This is a genomic window from Pseudomonas sp. HD57-3 (assembly GCF_056113135.1).
The window spans coordinates 5,789,055-5,803,742 of sequence record NZ_CM148568.1 but is presented as its reverse complement, the minus strand read 5'-3'; the positions used below and the strand labels follow the sequence as shown (position 1 = coordinate 5,803,742).

Genomic DNA, 14,688 nt, shown 5'->3' with positions numbered 1-14,688 from the left:
GAGCGTTCCAGCTCCTAGACTCAGACTTTTTCAGCGCGCACGCATTGATGACCATCAAGTGAACGACGCGCATCGGTCTGGCCGGGCATCGCCTGCGCTCCAATCATTCATCTGTCACTGACCCAAGGTTCTCCATGGCTCAATACGTCTTCACCATGCATCGGCTGGGCAAAGTTGTTCCGCCGAAGCGGGAAATCCTGAAAAACATTTCGCTGTCTTTCTTCCCCGGCGCCAAGATCGGCGTACTCGGCCTCAACGGTTCGGGTAAATCCACGCTGCTGAAAATCATGGCCGGCGTCGACACCGAGTTCGAAGGCGAAGCGCGCCCGATGCCGGAGCTGAACATCGGTTACCTGCCGCAAGAGCCGCAACTGGATCCGACCAAGACCGTGCGTGAAGTGGTCGAGGAAGCGGTCAGTGTGATCAAGGATGCGCAAGCGCGTCTGGACGAGGTCTACGCCGCTTACGCCGACCCGGACGCCGACTTCGACAAGCTGGCCGCCGAACAGGCCAAGCTCGAAGCGATTCTGCAGGCCAGCGACGGTCACAACCTGGAGCGCCAGCTGGAAGTCGCCGCCGATGCGCTGCGTCTGCCGGCCTGGGACGCCAAGGTCGAGCACCTGTCCGGTGGTGAAAAACGTCGTGTGGCCCTGTGCCGTCTGCTGCTGTCCGCCCCGGACATGCTGCTGCTCGACGAACCGACCAACCACCTGGACGCCGACTCCGTTGCGTGGCTCGAACACTTCCTGCACGACTTCCCGGGCACTGTGGTAGCGATCACGCACGACCGTTACTTCCTGGACAACGTTGCTGGCTGGATTCTGGAACTCGACCGCGGCGCGGGCATTCCTTACGAGGGCAACTACTCGGGTTGGCTGGAAGCCAAGTCCGATCGTCTGGCCCAGGAATCCAAGCAGCAATCGGCTCACGAAAAAGCCATGAAGGAAGAACTGGAGTGGGTGCGCAAAGGCGCCAAGGCCCGCCAGTCGAAATCCAAGGCTCGTCTGCAACGCTTCGAAGAAATGCAGTCGCAGGAATTCCAGAAGCGTTCGGAAACCAACGAGATCTACATCCCGGCCGGTCCACGCCTGGGCGACAAGGTCATCGAATTCAAGAACGTCACCAAGGGCTACGGCGATCGCGTGTTGATCGACAACCTGTCGTTCTCCATGCCGAAAGGCGCCATCGTCGGCGTGATCGGCGGTAACGGTGCCGGTAAGTCGACCCTGTTCCGCATGCTGATGGGCAAGGAAACCCCGGACTCCGGCAGCATCGAGATCGGCGAAACCGTGCAACTGGCCTGCGTTGACCAGAGCCGTGAAGACCTGGACGGCAGCAAGACCGTGTTCCAGCAGATCTCCGACGGTTCCGACCAGATCCGCATCGGCAACTACGAGATCCCGTCGCGTACCTACGTCGGTCGCTTCAACTTCAAGGGCGGCGATCAGCAGAAGTTCGTCAAGGACCTGTCCGGTGGTGAGCGCGGTCGTCTGCACCTGGCGCTGACCCTGAAGGAGGGCGGCAACGTCCTGCTGCTCGACGAACCGTCCAACGACCTCGACGTTGAAACCCTGCGTTCCCTGGAAGAAGCCCTGCTGGACTTCCCGGGCGCCGCCATTGTGATCTCTCACGATCGGTGGTTCCTTGACCGCGTCGCGACTCACATCCTGGCGTACGAAGACGACTCGCAAGCAGTGTTCTTCGAGGGCAACTACACCGAGTACGAAGCCGATCGCAAAAAGCGCCTCGGCGAAGCAGCGGCCCAGCCACACCGGGTACGCCACAAGAAACTGGCCTGATAACAGGTTGGTTGCATGAAAAAGCGGGGCCTTCGGGCTCCGCTTTTTTTTGCCTGCAATGCAGACTGTTTTATAGCGTGTGTACTATTTGTTTGCATAAATGCGACATTTTTGTCTGTTGCTGTGTACATGTCGTTTGTTACAGTCCGGCTCAATCTCCTCCAACGACAACAAATTTGCCGAGACTTTTCCCATGATCGAATCCGTCGAATCCTTCCTCGCCCGTCTGAAAAAGCGCGATCCGGATCAACCCGAATTCCACCAGGCCGTCGAAGAGGTCCTGCGCAGCCTGTGGCCGTTTCTCGAAGCCAATCCGCACTATCTGACCTCGGGGATTCTGGAGCGCATTTGCGAGCCGGAGCGGGCGGTGGTGTTCCGGGTGTCGTGGGTCGACGATCAGGGCAAGGTCCAGGTCAATCGCGGTTTCCGCATCCAGATGAACAGCGCCATCGGGCCGTACAAGGGCGGCTTGCGCTTCCACCCTTCGGTGAACATGGGCGTGCTGAAATTCCTCGCCTTCGAACAGACCTTCAAGAACTCCCTGACCTCGTTGCCTATGGGCGGCGGCAAGGGCGGTTCGGACTTCGATCCGAAGGGCAAGAGCGACGCCGAAGTCATGCGTTTCTGCCAGGCGTTCATGAGTGAGCTGTACCGCCACATCGGTGCCGACGTGGACGTGCCGGCCGGAGATATCGGTGTCGGCGCACGGGAGATCGGATTCCTGTTCGGCCAATACAAACGCCTGAGCAACCAGTTCACCAGCGTGCTGACCGGCAAGGGCATGACCTACGGCGGCAGCCTGATCCGTCCGGAAGCCACCGGTTTCGGTTGCGTGTACTTCGCCGAGGAAATGCTCAAGCGACGCGAGCAGGCCGTCGAAGGCAAACGCGTGGCGATCTCCGGTTCCGGCAACGTTGCGCAATACGCGGCTCGCAAAGTGATGGATCTGGGCGGCAAGGTGATTTCCCTGTCTGACTCTGAAGGCACGCTGTATTGCGAGGCGGGTCTGAGCGAAGAACAGTGGCTGGCGCTGCTGGAACTGAAGAACGTCAAGCGCGGGCGGATCAGCGAATTGGCGGCTGCATTCGGCCTGGAGTTCCGCGCCGGTCAACTGCCATGGTCGTTGCCGTGCGACATCGCGCTGCCTTGCGCCACCCAGAACGAACTCGACGCGGAATCCGCCCGCACCTTGCTGCGCAACGGCTGCATCTGCGTGGCCGAGGGCGCGAACATGCCGACCACCCTCGATGCTGTGGATATCTTTATCGAGGCCGGCATTCTGTTCGCGCCGGGCAAGGCATCGAATGCCGGCGGCGTGGCGGTCAGCGGTCTGGAGATGTCGCAGAACGCCATGCGCCTGCTCTGGACCGGCGGCGAGGTGGACAGCAAGCTGCACGGAATCATGCAGTCGATCCACCACGCCTGCGTGCATTACGGTGAGGAAAACGGCCGGATCAACTACGTCAAGGGCGCGAACATCGCCGGCTTCGTCAAAGTCGCCGACGCGATGTTGGCGCAAGGCGTGGTTTAAGCAACGGGGCTCAAGAGCGCTCGATGCGGATCACTTCGATCAGTTGATCGCCAGCCGGGCGTTGCCACAGCACTTCATCGTTGAGCCGCGCGCCAAGCAGCGCACGGCCCAGCGGTGAGGCCCAGTTGATCAGGCCGTTGGCGGCATCGGCCTGATCTTCACCGACCAGTTGCACCCGGCGCTCGGTGTCGTGTTCGTCGGCGTAGGTCACCCAACTGCCGATCTGCACTTTGTCGTTCGACGTCGGGGCCGGGGCGACCTGCGCGCTGCCGACCCGTTGATTGAAATAACGCAAATCCCGTTCGAGATCGGCCAGCCGCTGCTTGTCGGCCTGTTCGCCCTTGGCGGACTGTTCGGCGTGCAGGGTTTGCAGCTCGGCGACTTTCGCCTGCAACTGGGCAAGGCCTTGCGGCGTGACGTAGTTGGGCTGCGTGCTGACCTGCCGTTCGACCGGCTGATCGGCTTGCGCAGCGGCATTGTCTTCGTTGACGAAAGCGCGACTCATGGTGGGCTCCTGTTATAGCCGTTGGGCCATGGTCGCAGGCAAAAGGTTTCGCTGGATGTCTGGAAGCGACCTACTGCGAACGATAAGCCCGCGCGGCGCCCTGATCCTTCTCCTGCTGCCAGGCGCGTTCGCGCTCGTCCCAGTGCTCGTTGCGATACTGTTCGCGATCCTTGTTTTCCAGCATCGCCTGGCACTGCCGAAAGCCATCGCTCCAGCCTTCGGCGTATTGCTTGTCCTTGAGATAGCGCGGCACGTTCTTGCGAAACTCGCCGCTGATCGAACCGGCCGCTTGCCGACCGCTGATGCAACCGTCATCGAAACCGTCGGCGAACGCCGGTGGATAACCCTTGGCAATCAGATCTTCGTGGGTGCTCTGACAGCCACCCAGCACCAGCAACACGCCCGCAAAAACCGCACACCGCCACATCACACTCTCCCGGGCCGTCAAACGGCTGATAGGGAAAGTCTAGAAGCGGATTCGTCGATGGGGCGTGAAAGAAAGATCAAAACCTCAGTAGTGATACCACTTCACTTCCAGCATCACCTCGGTCTCCGGCGTTGCCAGGTGGCTGAACTCGCGCTGGGCGCTCAGGCGCAGGCCGAGGTTGCGCGACAATTCCCACTGCTGATTCAGACTCAGGCTGCGGCGAACTTCACCATTGAAGAAGTAATCGCCTTTGGCCTCCAGGCTGAGATTGCCCAGCGGGTTTTTCCACAACACACCGGTATTGAAACCGCCTGCGGGTGAAACGAACTCGGCGAAATCATTGTTGTGTTCAACGCGCACCGTGCCGAGGGCAAAACCCAGCACATCGTCACCCAGCGCCCAGGTGCCGCCACCGCCACCATTGACGTGGCTGACCAACGTCTCGTCATCATGCTTGCCCGGTACACGTTCAAGACCACCGGTGACTTGCCACGACAGCGGCTGCAACAGCGCATTGCGCGGCGTCAGCGAGCGGATGGTCGCCAGGTCCAGTTGCTGGAATTGCCAGTGATTGCCTTCGTACTGGCGCAGCTTCATCTGCAGGATTTCGATCTGTGCGCCGAGGGGGAAACTCTCGGTGTTGTCGTTGAGGTCGTGATAGGCCATGCGCAAACCGTACTCGCCGAATGCGCGGTCACCGCGTGTGCCGAGACCGGCTTGCCAGGTGCGCGATTCATGGCCGTCTTCCGGCAGGCCCGGTTGTGGAATCTGCAGCTCCGGCGCCGGATTCTTGTTGATCGCCCGCAGCAATTCGAAACTGCGCTGGGCCCGTTGCGGATCACGTTCCTGGCCGTTGGCGCGGTAGCGCTCCAGTCTGTACGCGGCGTCGATGATCAGCGCTTGTCGGTCGCGGGGCAGGGCCTGGAAGGCAGGTTCCTGAAGTTGCTGCTGGTCGGCGCTGACTTTCAGCACCCAGTCCTGTTCTTCGCCGCTCAAGGGCTCGGCGCGGCTGAGCAGTTCGCGCTCGCGGGACGGGCGATACTCGATGTGCTCGACCAGCCCTGCTTCTTTCACCGCTTTGACGGTGTCGGTCGGGATCGCGGTCAGCGGGAATTGTTCGGTCAGGCGCAGGCTCGGGCGCGCCACCTGCAGCAGTTCGAGCAGGCGATAGGAGCAGTTTTCGTCGAAGAAGAAGTAGTCGAACTGGATCTGCTTCAACTCCCACACATGCTCGACCATGCGCGCGGTTTCGGCTTGCGTCAGATTGAGCCGGTATTCCCACAGGTCGCGGTTTTCCAGGCTGCGGTATTCCGAGAGTTTTTCCTGATAGGGCACCAGCGCGAACAGCCCCGGATAGCCGCCCATCAGGCCTTTCCAGGCGTACAGGATGCTGTTGTCCGAGCCTTCGATGTAGGCGCCGAAGTTGATCGCATAACTGAGCAGTGAAGTCTTGTCGCTCTGCACGTCAGCCTGGTCGATGCGCAGCAGGGTGTGGCCGAACATCGACGACGGGCTGTTGAGGTAGGCCGCCGGGAAAATCATCACCGCGCTGTGGGGCGAGACGTCCTTGAACCACTTCTTGAATTCGGCGCAGTCCGGCGTCGGCAGATCGGTCAGGTTGAGTTGATCCTTCAACCAGCGGGTGCGTGCCGGGTAGACGCACTGGGCGTGTTGCTCACCGAGACTGGCGGGGGCGTACAGCGCTTGCACGGTGGCCGCCAGTTCATGGTCGGGGTGTTCGTTGCCGTCGGCGGCAAGAAAGAATTTTTTGTCACTGACGTAGCTGCGCCAGCCTCCGAGCTTGGCGGTTTCGTAATGACCGAGGGAAATCCAGAAGCGGTCGTTGGCCAGTTGCTGCAAACGTTGAGGGTCAATGTGAGGCGCGGCGGACAGCGGGGCGCAGACACACAGCGCCAGCCAGGCAAGGCGTTTGAGCATAAATGGCAACTTAAGTCGAAAGAAACAAAGACCCAAGAAGGGCGGGTCGAAAAAATAAAACCCGCTTCCCGAAAGAAGCGGGTGGGTCGAGCTTAAGCCTGAGTCGCGTACTTGGCCAGACGTGGGTCTGCCTTCAGGACGGCCAGGGTGTTGGTATGCACGTCTTCGGCGGTCACGTCAGCCTTGCTGAAGATCTGCTGGAAGTGCTCGTGAGTGACGGCGGCGAAGTGCGCACGGTCTTCCGGCGCCACGCCCAGTACCACGGCATAGGTCGTCAGCGCTTCGCCGTTGCCCTTTGCCATGTCTTCGGACAGCTCGTTCATCATGCCATTCATGGCAAACCAGGACTTGCCGCCGTAGGTCAGCGATGCGTTGGTGGAGCAACCGTTGGTGCCGGACGTCATGCCGAACGTGGCGTTGCCGGAGGTGCCGTTGGTGGTGGATGCCAGGAAGTGAGCCGGGGTGCCACGCTGACCTTCGAACAGCATGTTGCCCCAACCGCAATCCGGGCCGCCTGGAGCTTGCGCCATTGCGTTGATGGATACAGCGGTGAAGAGAGTACCGAGAAGAATCCGTTTCATAGCTTTGTTCTCTTTGTGTGCATACCAATGGACAGGGTTCTGGCCCCCCAAGCTCTGTAGAAACAGATCCAAACGAAGCCAGTGGGCCGGTATTAGTTCCAGCCGCGCAGTTTGGAGTTTAGGCACGTTCCCGGGGTTCCGTGATTTTTTACAAAAGATTTGGCGATACCCCCGGTTTCACTGGGGCTGCGTCAAGGTTGGCCGGTTGTCTATGCTTTGTCGTATGGCGCGCCTTGCCAGTGGGGCTCGGGCAGCGCCAGAATGCCGCTATCTGCCCCGCCTGATTGTTAAGGAAGCCCGATGCCTGATCCTGTTGCTGCCAGCTTGCGTCTAGCGCCCGAAGCGCTGACCCGTCCGTTTTCCGCTGAACAGTTCAGCTTCACTACCACCAATGATCTGGAGCCCTTTCGCGGTGTGCTTGGCCAGGAACGTGCGGTCGAAGCCTTGCAGTTCGGTGTGGCCATGCCACGCCCCGGTTACAACGTATTCGTCATGGGCGAGCCCGGCACCGGCCGTTTCTCGTTCGTCAAACGCTACCTGAAGGCCGAAGGCAAACGCCTGCAGACCCCGGCGGACTGGGTCTACGTCAACAATTTCGATGAGCCGCGCGAGCCCCGCGCCCTGGAACTGCCGTCGGGCACTGCCGGTGCTTTCATCGGCGATATCAACGGCTTGATCGACAATCTGCTGTCGACCTTTCCGGCGGTGTTCGAACACCCGTCCTACCAGCAGAAGAAGAGCGCCATCGACCGCGCCTTCAACCAGCGCTACGACAAGGCGCTGGACGTCATCGAACGTCTGGCCCTGGAAAAAGACGTCGCCCTGTACCGCGACAGCAGCAACATCGCGTTTACTCCGATGCTTGAAGGCAAGGCGCTGGACGAAGCCGAATTCGCCCAGTTGCCGGAGGCCGAGCGCGAGCGTTTCCACGAGGATATTTCCGGCCTCGAAGAGCGCCTGAACGAAGAGCTCGCCAGCCTGCCGCAATGGAAGCGCGAGTCGAGCAACCAGCTGCGTCAGCTCAACGAAGAAACCATCACCCTGGCCCTGCAGCCTTTGCTCGCACCGCTGTCGGAAAAGTACGCGGAAAACGCGGCCGTCTGCGGTTACCTGCAAGCGATGCAGGTCTATCTGCTGAAAACCGTGGTCGAGCAACTGGTCGATGACAGCAAGACCGACGCTGTCGCGCGCAAGCTGCTGGAAGAGCAATACGCCCCGAGTCTGGTGGTTGGTCATCCGGCCAGCGGCGGTGCGCCGGTGGTGTTCGAGCCGCATCCGACCTACGAAAACCTGTTCGGCCGCATCGAGTACACCACCGATCAGGGCGCGCTCTACACCACCTATCGCCAGTTGCGTCCGGGTGCGTTGCACCGCGCCAACGGCGGTTTCCTGATCCTTGAAGCGGAAAAAATGCTTGGCGAGCCGTTCGTATGGGATGCGCTCAAGCGCGCCCTGCAATCGCGCAAGCTGAAGATGGAATCGCCGCTGGGCGAGATGGGCCGTTTCGCCACCGTGACGCTCAACCCGCAGCACATTCCGCTGCAGGTCAAAGTGATCATCATCGGCGCCCGTCAGCTGTATTACACGCTGCAGGACCTCGATCCGGACTTCCAGGAGATGTTCCGCGTTCTGGTGGACTTCGACGAAGACATCCCGATGGTCGACGAAAGCCTGGAGCAGTTCGCCCAGTTGCTGAAAACCCGCACTTCCGAAGAAGGCATGGCGCCGCTGACCGCCGACGCGGTAGCGCGTCTGGCGACTTACAGCGCGCGTCTGGCCGAGCATCAGGGGCGCTTGTCGGCGCGGATCGGCGATCTGTTCCAGCTGGTCAGCGAGGCGGATTTCATCCGGCACCTGGCCAACGATGAAATGACCGACGCCGGCCACATCGAGCGTGCGCTCAAGGCCAAGGCCACCCGCACCGGTCGTGTTTCGGCGCGGATTCTCGACGACATGCTGGCGGGGATCATCCTGATCGACACCGACGGCGCGGCGGTCGGCAAGTGCAACGGGCTGACCGTGCTCGAAGTCGGCGACTCGGCGTTTGGTGTGCCGGCGCGGATTTCCGCCACGGTGTACCCGGGCGGCAGCGGCATCGTCGACATCGAGCGCGAGGTCAACCTCGGTCAGCCGATCCACTCCAAAGGCGTGATGATTCTCACCGGGTATCTGGGCAGCCGTTACGCTCAGGAATTCCCGCTGGCGATTTCCGCGAGCATCGCGCTGGAGCAATCCTACGGCTACGTCGATGGCGACAGTGCGTCGCTGGGCGAGGCGTGCACGCTGATTTCGGCGTTGTCGAAAACCCCGCTCAAGCAATGCTTCGCGATTACCGGCTCGATCAACCAGTTCGGCGAAGTGCAGGCGGTGGGCGGGGTCAACGAGAAGATCGAAGGCTTCTTCCGTCTCTGCGAAGCGCGCGGGCTGACGGGCGAGCAGGGCGCGATCATTCCGCAGGCCAACGTCGCCACCTTGATGCTCGACGAGAAGGTGCTGGCAGCGGTGCGTGCCGGGCAGTTCCACGTTTACGCGGTGCGTCAGGCCGACGAAGCGTTGAGCCTGCTGGTGGGCGAGCCGGCCGGTGAGCCGAACGAAGAGGGCGAATTTCCGGAAGGCAGCGTCAACGCGCGGGTAGTGGAGCGCCTGCGAGTGATTGCCGAGATGATCAGCGAAGAGGATCTGAAAGAGGCCGAGAAGGAACTGGCGCAGGAGGCGCTGGCGGAGGCCAAACCGGCTTAAGCCAGGCAGCCTTCAAAAAAAACGGGAGCCTGGTGCTCCCTTTTTTGTTTTGTCGCGAACGTCGGCAAAAGTGCCATCACTCTGGCGTCAATATTCACACAATGACCATTCGGCGCCTTCTGGTTCTGTGCGGCTTGCGCGGCGGACTTTTCTTCTATTCTCTGCTCAAGGACATCGACAGTATCACTGGATCGAAACAGCTCTTCAGCAAGGGCTGAACACCGGCTTTACCGAGGGTCGCCGCCATGTCGCGCAACCTCTGCCTCACCCGTCAATGCCTGGGTCTCGTGACCCGTATCGAATGCGCCATCAAACCGTTGGCCGGCGATAACGGCATGTGGACGTTGCTCTTCGCCGCCGGCATGGCCGGTGAACAACCTTCCGCCATCAAGGCCCAGGGCCCGTTCCACGGGCCGATCGCCGCCGAGTCGATTCTCGACACCATCGTTGAAAGCCTGACGATGCACGGCTATGAACTGGCCAATGATCCACAGATCTGGTCGTTGCATCTGCAGGCGCAGTTGCGGCAGATCAACGGTGGGCGCGGACGCAGCATCGGCACTTTCGATCACTAGATCTCAGCGCCGACCATTAGCGTCGATCAGGGCGCAGCGCCCTGGGTCTGCGCCTTGTCGAGTTTGACCTCAAAGCCGTATTGCACGGTGGCGAGGTCGGTTCGCTGATAGGTTTCCACGCGCGTCGGACGGCCGTAGAAATAATGCACGCCGAATAACGCTGGCCCTTCTGCGCTTGCGTCGTGGCTGACCGACAGAATCTGTTTCAGATAATGACCGCTGTCGTCCTTGACGAAGAATCGCCATTCGTTGGCGGGGTATCGCTTCAAATCCACCACCAGCGCGTTGTTTCTGATTTCCAAACCTTTGGGCAGGGCCTTGGCTTCGTAAGCCTGTTTGTCCACCGTGGCCAGGAACAACGGCATCGAGCCGACGGCAATCGCCGGGGTTTCCGGGAACAGGTTCAGGTCGTAGGTGATGGTTGCCTGTAGCGGGTCGACCTGATACGCCTCGGGCGGCAGTTCGATTGGCTCGTCGAGTTTGCCGTTGTGCTTTTCAGTGAAGAACGTCACCGGGCTTTCGCCGGGGCTGAAGTCGTCGCCGAGCATTTCATCGTTGAAAGTTTTGCGATGGTCGAACTCGATGCGCGCGGCGCTCGGCTCTTCAACCGACTGGCGGATATGAACGCCGCTTTTCAGCTGTTCTTCAGTGAGGGACGCGCCTTTGAGCCAGTCGGGCGCCTGGTCGTCGTAGACGGTGATCGGCAGGTCGAGCGGCTGCACGGTTTTTTCCGTGGTGTGCGGATCGAACTCGCGCACGGGCAGATCCAGCGCCTTGCGGGTGACGGTCGCTTCGGAAAAATCCAGCAGGCTGACTTCGAGGGTATCGATCGGGCCGTTGAAGTACACCTTGTTGTAGTGGTGCGGATGCTGCTGTTCGAATGTCTGCTGTTCATCGTCCAGCTTTTTTTCCAGCGCCTCGCTCCAGGCTTTTTGCTGTTGCAGGTACGCCAGCTGCTTTTGATAGAACGCCACCTGCTCGGGGTTTTCGTTGATGGCGCCGGCACGCACCAGATACTGGCCCGTTGAATCGCGGGCCTGGACGATCAACGGATTGAGCCGGGTGTTGGCGACTTCCGGGGCGAGCGGCAGCTTATTGCTGAACTCAAGTTCGGCGTAGTGCGTGTCCAGTTTCAGCAGGGTTACGCTGAGGTTGCCGTCGGAGCGGGTCTGGCCGACGTCCTTTTTATCCAGATTGAAACTGTGCAGGCGTTTCGGGGCGATGACTTCCACCTGGCCTTGCAGGCTGACCGGGCGCGGCAGGTTCTTCTTGTCGACATTCAACCCTTCGATGAACGGGTAGGTGACGGTCAGGTCGTCGGGGTTGGTGACGTTGGAGCTGGACGGACTCAACTGAATGCCCGGATCGGTTTCCGACCATTCCGGCTGATAGGTGATGACCCGTTTGTTGCTCAGGGTCACCGATTGCCATTCCACGCCATGGGGGAACAGAAAGCCGCCGGGGATGTTGAGCACGAAGGGGAACACCGGTTGCAGGTCGGTGAGGTAATCGGAACTGGAATCCTTGTGCAGCACAAACAGGCCGTTGATGAAGGTGTCGACCAGCGCCTGCGGTGTCGGGTAATGCCGGAGTACGCCGAGGGCGTCTTCGCCGTATTCGGTCCGGGACGGTTTGTTGTCGAGTCGCTGTTGCGCGCGTTCGAGCAACAGCAGCGAGCCGCCGAGTTCGGTCACGGCGTCCTTGAGTTTCGGGTCGGTGATGGCGTCCAGCGATTGCTCGAACTGCGCGGTCTTTTCTTCGAGACTGACGACGGGTTTTTCATCGCCGGGCGAACACCCGCCCAGCAACAGGGCGAAGCAAATTCCGGCAGTCGTTATCGGCAATCGCACATCCATTTCCAGTCGTCCTGTCCACTGTCGCTGGGCTGTCAATGGTTTGGACACTAGCAGAAAAACTTTGACACACACACGCAGGTGGCGGATTTCCGGGCGGTTTCTGGCTGTCATGGGCGACTGGTATACTCGCCGCCGATTTCAACCCTTCTTGTGTGAGAGTCAATGGAACGCTTTATCGAAAATGCAATGTACGCCACGCGCTGGCTGCTGGCGCCGATCTACATCGGGCTGTCCCTCGGGCTGCTGGCGCTGGCATTGAAATTCTTCCAGGAAGTGTTTCATGTCATTCCCAACGTCTTCTCCATGGCCGAGTCCGAGCTGATTCTTGTGCTGCTGTCGCTGATCGACATGGCGCTGGTCGGCGGCTTGCTGGTGATGGTGATGATTTCCGGCTACGAGAACTTCGTGTCCGAGCTGAACATCGATGAAGGCAAAGAGAAGCTCAGCTGGCTGGGCACCATGGACTCCTCGTCGCTGAAGATGAAAGTGGCGGCGTCGATCGTGGCGATCTCCTCGATCCACCTGCTGCGGATCTTCATGGACGCCAAGAACGTCGATCCCGAGCACCTGATGTGGTACGTGATCATCCACATGACCTTCGTGATCTCGGCGTTCGCCATGGGTTATCTGGACAAGCTCACCAAGCACTGATGAGCTGACGATTGCTGTAACAAAACCGCCCGTCTGTTGCGAAACAGACGGGCGGTGTCGTTTGTGGCTTGTACTTTGATCGGCCGAGGCATATCCCTGTAGGTCTCAAGGCTCGCCACCGTGTGAGGTGCGTTCATGAACCTGCAAGAGTTGAATGCGTTTGCCGTCGCCAGAAAGGTCGACGAACTGAACCTGATCTCCATGGAAGGCGGGATCTACCTGCTTGAAGCCCGCATGCATGGTGCGGCGTATCCGCTGAGCGACCCGCAGGGGAAAATGCTGATGCTGCGTTCGGTCGAGCATGCCCGGGATGTGCTGCATAACTTTCCGGTGCTGCCGTTCAACCTGGTGCACACCTCGGTGCACGATGAAATGTGCGGTCTTGGCGCCAGTGGCGAAGAAAGCCTGAAGGTGCCGCTGGCCTGGCGATCCGCGCTGTAGGCCCGAGGGCCTGATCAATGCCGGAACATCTGTGCTAGTCTGCTCGCCCTTTTGGTTCCGGGCGCGCCGGGACGCGCTGTGTACGCACGGCATGTCCTGAGGCCGTCCGCACAGCGGAGCAGTGTCATGTCCGAAGTAAATCTGTCCACCGACGAAACCCGCGTCAGCTACGGCATCGGCCGTCAGCTGGGTGACCAGCTGCGCGACAACCCGCCACCGGGTGTCAGCCTGGACGCCATCCTGGCTGGTCTGACCGACGCATTCGCCGGTAAGGAAAGCCGTGTAAGCCAGGAAGCCATGTCCGCCAGCTTCAAGGTGATCCGCGAGATCATGCAAGCCGAAGCCGCTGCCAAAGCTGAAGCCGCTGCTGGCGAAGGCCTGGCATTCCTGGCTGAAAACGCCAAGAAAGAAGGCATCACCACCCTGGCTTCCGGCCTGCAGTTCGAAGTGCTGACTCAAGGTGAAGGCGCCAAGCCGTCCCGTGAAGACACCGTGCGTACTCACTACCACGGCACGCTGATCGACGGCACTGTGTTCGACAGCTCCTACGAGCGTGGTCAGCCGGCTGAATTCCCGGTTGGCGGCGTTATCGCTGGCTGGACCGAAGCCCTGCAACTGATGAATGCCGGCAGCAAATGGCGTCTGTACGTGCCGAGCGAACTGGCTTACGGCGCTCAAGGCGTTGGCAGCATCCCGCCGCACAGCGTTCTGGTGTTCGACGTCGAGCTGCTCGACGTTCTGTAATCCCGTTACCCTGCACAAGCGTGGCTTGTGCAGGGTTTCTCCGTCGTTCTCATACTTCGATCTTGTTGTGCAGTTCACTGGTCGGGCGCAAGGCCCGGGCATAGCAGAACAGGAACAGATTGCGCACCAGCTCCTTGAGCACCAATGGCTCGCTGGAACTCAGGCCGCTGACGTCCAGATCCCCTTGATCCTGCAACTCGTGCAGGGCTTCTTCTTCCAGTATCGCGCAGACTTCACCGGTTTCCCGATGCAGGATCCTGAGGTACGGGTGCGGGCGATCCAGCCAGGCGTCGATCAAATAAGTCATGGGTCTCATCTCCATTGAAAGGGTTTCAATGAGAATAATTCTTATTCGTCAAATAGCAAGCGCCTATTGGCGGTTTGTGATTTTTTGCGGGTAAAGATTGCGTAAGGTCAAAACGGCTGGCGTTTGGCTATCGCGAGGATTTGTTGGGGATTGCGGGGGAGGGCGAAGCTCCATCCCACGGCGGGCGCGGGATGGAAGACGGCAGAATCAGACTTTTCTGACGAACTCGGATTTGAGTTTCATCGGGCCGATGCCGTCGATCTTGCAGTCGATGTCGTGATCGCCATCGCACAGGCGGATGTTCTTGACCTTGGTGCCGACCTTGACCACCAGCGAGGTGCCCTTGACCTTCAGGTCCTTGATCACGGTGATGGTGTCGCCGTCCTGCAGGACGTTACCGACCGAATCCTTTTTCACGACATCGTCGGATGCCACTTCGGCTTCACCGCCGGCAGACCACTCGTGGGCGCACTCCGGGCACACCAGTTGGGTGCCGTCTTCGTAGGTGTATTCGGAATTGCATTTCGGGCAGGGTGGCAACGTGCTCACTAAGGCTCCTTGGAGAGGGGATCGCTAAAAGTCGCACATTGTATA

Annotated in this window: 14 protein-coding genes; 7 read left to right on the top strand and 7 right to left on the bottom strand. The window is 60.2% G+C overall.

Features of this window, described 5'->3' with window-relative positions; all coding sequences use genetic code 11:
- The first annotated feature begins 134 nt into the window (after window positions 1–134).
- Complete coding sequence (gene ettA, locus AC0R79_RS26335; protein ID WP_007950976.1) at window positions 135–1,799, top strand: energy-dependent translational throttle protein EttA; 1,665 nt, start codon at window positions 135–137, stop codon at window positions 1,797–1,799.
- 193 nt (window positions 1,800–1,992) lie between these two features.
- Window positions 1,993–3,330 carry an NADP-specific glutamate dehydrogenase gene (gdhA, locus tag AC0R79_RS26330; protein ID WP_474732323.1) on the top strand — a complete coding sequence of 446 codons (1,338 nt, stop codon included), beginning with the start codon at window positions 1,993–1,995 and terminating at the stop codon, window positions 3,328–3,330.
- Window positions 3,331–3,340: 10 nt separating this feature from the next.
- On the opposite strand, the gene AC0R79_RS26325 is transcribed toward gdhA, so the two are convergent.
- The 4 genes from AC0R79_RS26325 to AC0R79_RS26310 form a co-directional block, all read right to left on the bottom strand.
- Window positions 3,341–3,835, bottom strand: a complete 495-nt coding sequence (locus tag AC0R79_RS26325) for a GreA/GreB family elongation factor (protein WP_007950974.1) — start codon at window positions 3,833–3,835, stop codon at window positions 3,341–3,343.
- A 70-nt stretch (window positions 3,836–3,905) separates the two neighbouring features.
- Entirely contained in the window at window positions 3,906–4,262 is a 357-nt protein-coding gene (locus tag AC0R79_RS26320; protein WP_102686324.1) for a hypothetical protein, read from the bottom strand.
- Window positions 4,263–4,346: 84 nt separating this feature from the next.
- Complete coding sequence (locus tag AC0R79_RS26315; protein WP_474732318.1) at window positions 4,347–6,200, bottom strand: Lnb N-terminal periplasmic domain-containing protein; 1,854 nt, start codon at window positions 6,198–6,200, stop codon at window positions 4,347–4,349.
- Window positions 6,201–6,292: 92 nt separating this feature from the next.
- Window positions 6,293–6,781 (bottom strand): DUF3015 domain-containing protein, encoded by a 489-nt coding sequence (locus AC0R79_RS26310; protein WP_007950971.1) that lies wholly within the window; start codon window positions 6,779–6,781, stop codon window positions 6,293–6,295.
- Window positions 6,782–7,081: 300 nt separating this feature from the next.
- On the opposite strand from AC0R79_RS26310, the gene AC0R79_RS26305 reads away from it, so the two are divergent.
- Both AC0R79_RS26305 and AC0R79_RS26300 read left to right on the top strand, forming a co-directional pair.
- Window positions 7,082–9,520 carry a Lon protease family protein gene (locus AC0R79_RS26305; protein ID WP_127800006.1) on the top strand — a complete coding sequence of 813 codons (2,439 nt, stop codon included), beginning with the start codon at window positions 7,082–7,084 and terminating at the stop codon, window positions 9,518–9,520.
- Window positions 9,521–9,765: 245 nt separating this feature from the next.
- Window positions 9,766–10,095, top strand: coding sequence for a PA4575 family protein (locus tag AC0R79_RS26300; protein ID WP_007950969.1), 330 nt, complete (start codon window positions 9,766–9,768; stop codon window positions 10,093–10,095).
- Window positions 10,096–10,121: 26 nt separating this feature from the next.
- Here AC0R79_RS26300 and AC0R79_RS26295 read toward each other — a convergent pair whose 3' ends face one another.
- Entirely contained in the window at window positions 10,122–11,951 is a 1,830-nt protein-coding gene (locus AC0R79_RS26295) for a hypothetical protein (protein ID WP_474732311.1), read from the bottom strand.
- A gap of 162 nt (window positions 11,952–12,113) precedes the next feature.
- On the opposite strand from AC0R79_RS26295, the gene AC0R79_RS26290 reads away from it, so the two are divergent.
- The 3 genes from AC0R79_RS26290 (at window position 12,114) to AC0R79_RS26280 (ending at window position 13,787) form a co-directional block, all read left to right on the top strand.
- Window positions 12,114–12,602 carry a TIGR00645 family protein gene (locus AC0R79_RS26290; RefSeq protein ID WP_007950967.1) on the top strand — a complete coding sequence of 163 codons (489 nt, stop codon included), beginning with the start codon at window positions 12,114–12,116 and terminating at the stop codon, window positions 12,600–12,602.
- Window positions 12,603–12,737: 135 nt separating this feature from the next.
- Window positions 12,738–13,043: a DUF6482 family protein gene (locus AC0R79_RS26285; protein ID WP_085608703.1), complete on the top strand. Its 306-nt coding sequence runs from the start codon at window positions 12,738–12,740 to the stop codon at window positions 13,041–13,043.
- 126 nt (window positions 13,044–13,169) lie between these two features.
- The gene (locus tag AC0R79_RS26280; RefSeq protein ID WP_007950965.1) at window positions 13,170–13,787 is read left to right on the top strand and encodes an FKBP-type peptidyl-prolyl cis-trans isomerase; all 618 of its coding nucleotides are present in this window, start codon (window positions 13,170–13,172) and stop codon (window positions 13,785–13,787) included.
- A 49-nt stretch (window positions 13,788–13,836) separates the two neighbouring features.
- On the opposite strand, the gene AC0R79_RS26275 is transcribed toward AC0R79_RS26280, so the two are convergent.
- Both AC0R79_RS26275 and AC0R79_RS26270 read right to left on the bottom strand, forming a co-directional pair.
- The gene (locus tag AC0R79_RS26275; RefSeq protein WP_474732306.1) at window positions 13,837–14,094 is read right to left on the bottom strand and encodes a PA4570 family protein; all 258 of its coding nucleotides are present in this window, start codon (window positions 14,092–14,094) and stop codon (window positions 13,837–13,839) included.
- A gap of 207 nt (window positions 14,095–14,301) precedes the next feature.
- Complete coding sequence (locus tag AC0R79_RS26270; protein WP_474732303.1) at window positions 14,302–14,643, bottom strand: zinc ribbon domain-containing protein YjdM; 342 nt, start codon at window positions 14,641–14,643, stop codon at window positions 14,302–14,304.
- Between the last annotated feature and the right edge of the window lie 45 nt (window positions 14,644–14,688).

Excerpts from the sequence above, each read along its gene's own strand:
- AC0R79_RS26285 (WP_085608703.1), top strand. The coding sequence starts at position 12,738 with ATGAACCTGCAAGAGTTGAATGCGTTTGCCGTCGCCAGAAAGGTCGAC.
- AC0R79_RS26325 (WP_007950974.1), bottom strand. The coding sequence starts at position 3,835 with ATGAGTCGCGCTTTCGTCAACGAAGACAATGCCGCTGCGCAAGCCGAT.
- AC0R79_RS26305 (WP_127800006.1), top strand. The coding sequence starts at position 7,082 with ATGCCTGATCCTGTTGCTGCCAGCTTGCGTCTAGCGCCCGAAGCGCTG.
- AC0R79_RS26290 (WP_007950967.1), top strand. The coding sequence starts at position 12,114 with ATGGAACGCTTTATCGAAAATGCAATGTACGCCACGCGCTGGCTGCTG.
- AC0R79_RS26300 (WP_007950969.1), top strand. The coding sequence starts at position 9,766 with ATGTCGCGCAACCTCTGCCTCACCCGTCAATGCCTGGGTCTCGTGACC.
- AC0R79_RS26315 (WP_474732318.1), bottom strand. The coding sequence starts at position 6,200 with ATGCTCAAACGCCTTGCCTGGCTGGCGCTGTGTGTCTGCGCCCCGCTG.
- AC0R79_RS26295 (WP_474732311.1), bottom strand. The coding sequence starts at position 11,951 with ATGGATGTGCGATTGCCGATAACGACTGCCGGAATTTGCTTCGCCCTG.
- AC0R79_RS26275 (WP_474732306.1), bottom strand. The coding sequence starts at position 14,094 with ATGACTTATTTGATCGACGCCTGGCTGGATCGCCCGCACCCGTACCTC.
- ettA (WP_007950976.1), top strand. The coding sequence starts at position 135 with ATGGCTCAATACGTCTTCACCATGCATCGGCTGGGCAAAGTTGTTCCG.
- gdhA (WP_474732323.1), top strand. The coding sequence starts at position 1,993 with ATGATCGAATCCGTCGAATCCTTCCTCGCCCGTCTGAAAAAGCGCGAT.
- AC0R79_RS26320 (WP_102686324.1), bottom strand. The coding sequence starts at position 4,262 with ATGTGGCGGTGTGCGGTTTTTGCGGGCGTGTTGCTGGTGCTGGGTGGC.
- AC0R79_RS26280 (WP_007950965.1), top strand. The coding sequence starts at position 13,170 with ATGTCCGAAGTAAATCTGTCCACCGACGAAACCCGCGTCAGCTACGGC.
- AC0R79_RS26310 (WP_007950971.1), bottom strand. The coding sequence starts at position 6,781 with ATGAAACGGATTCTTCTCGGTACTCTCTTCACCGCTGTATCCATCAAC.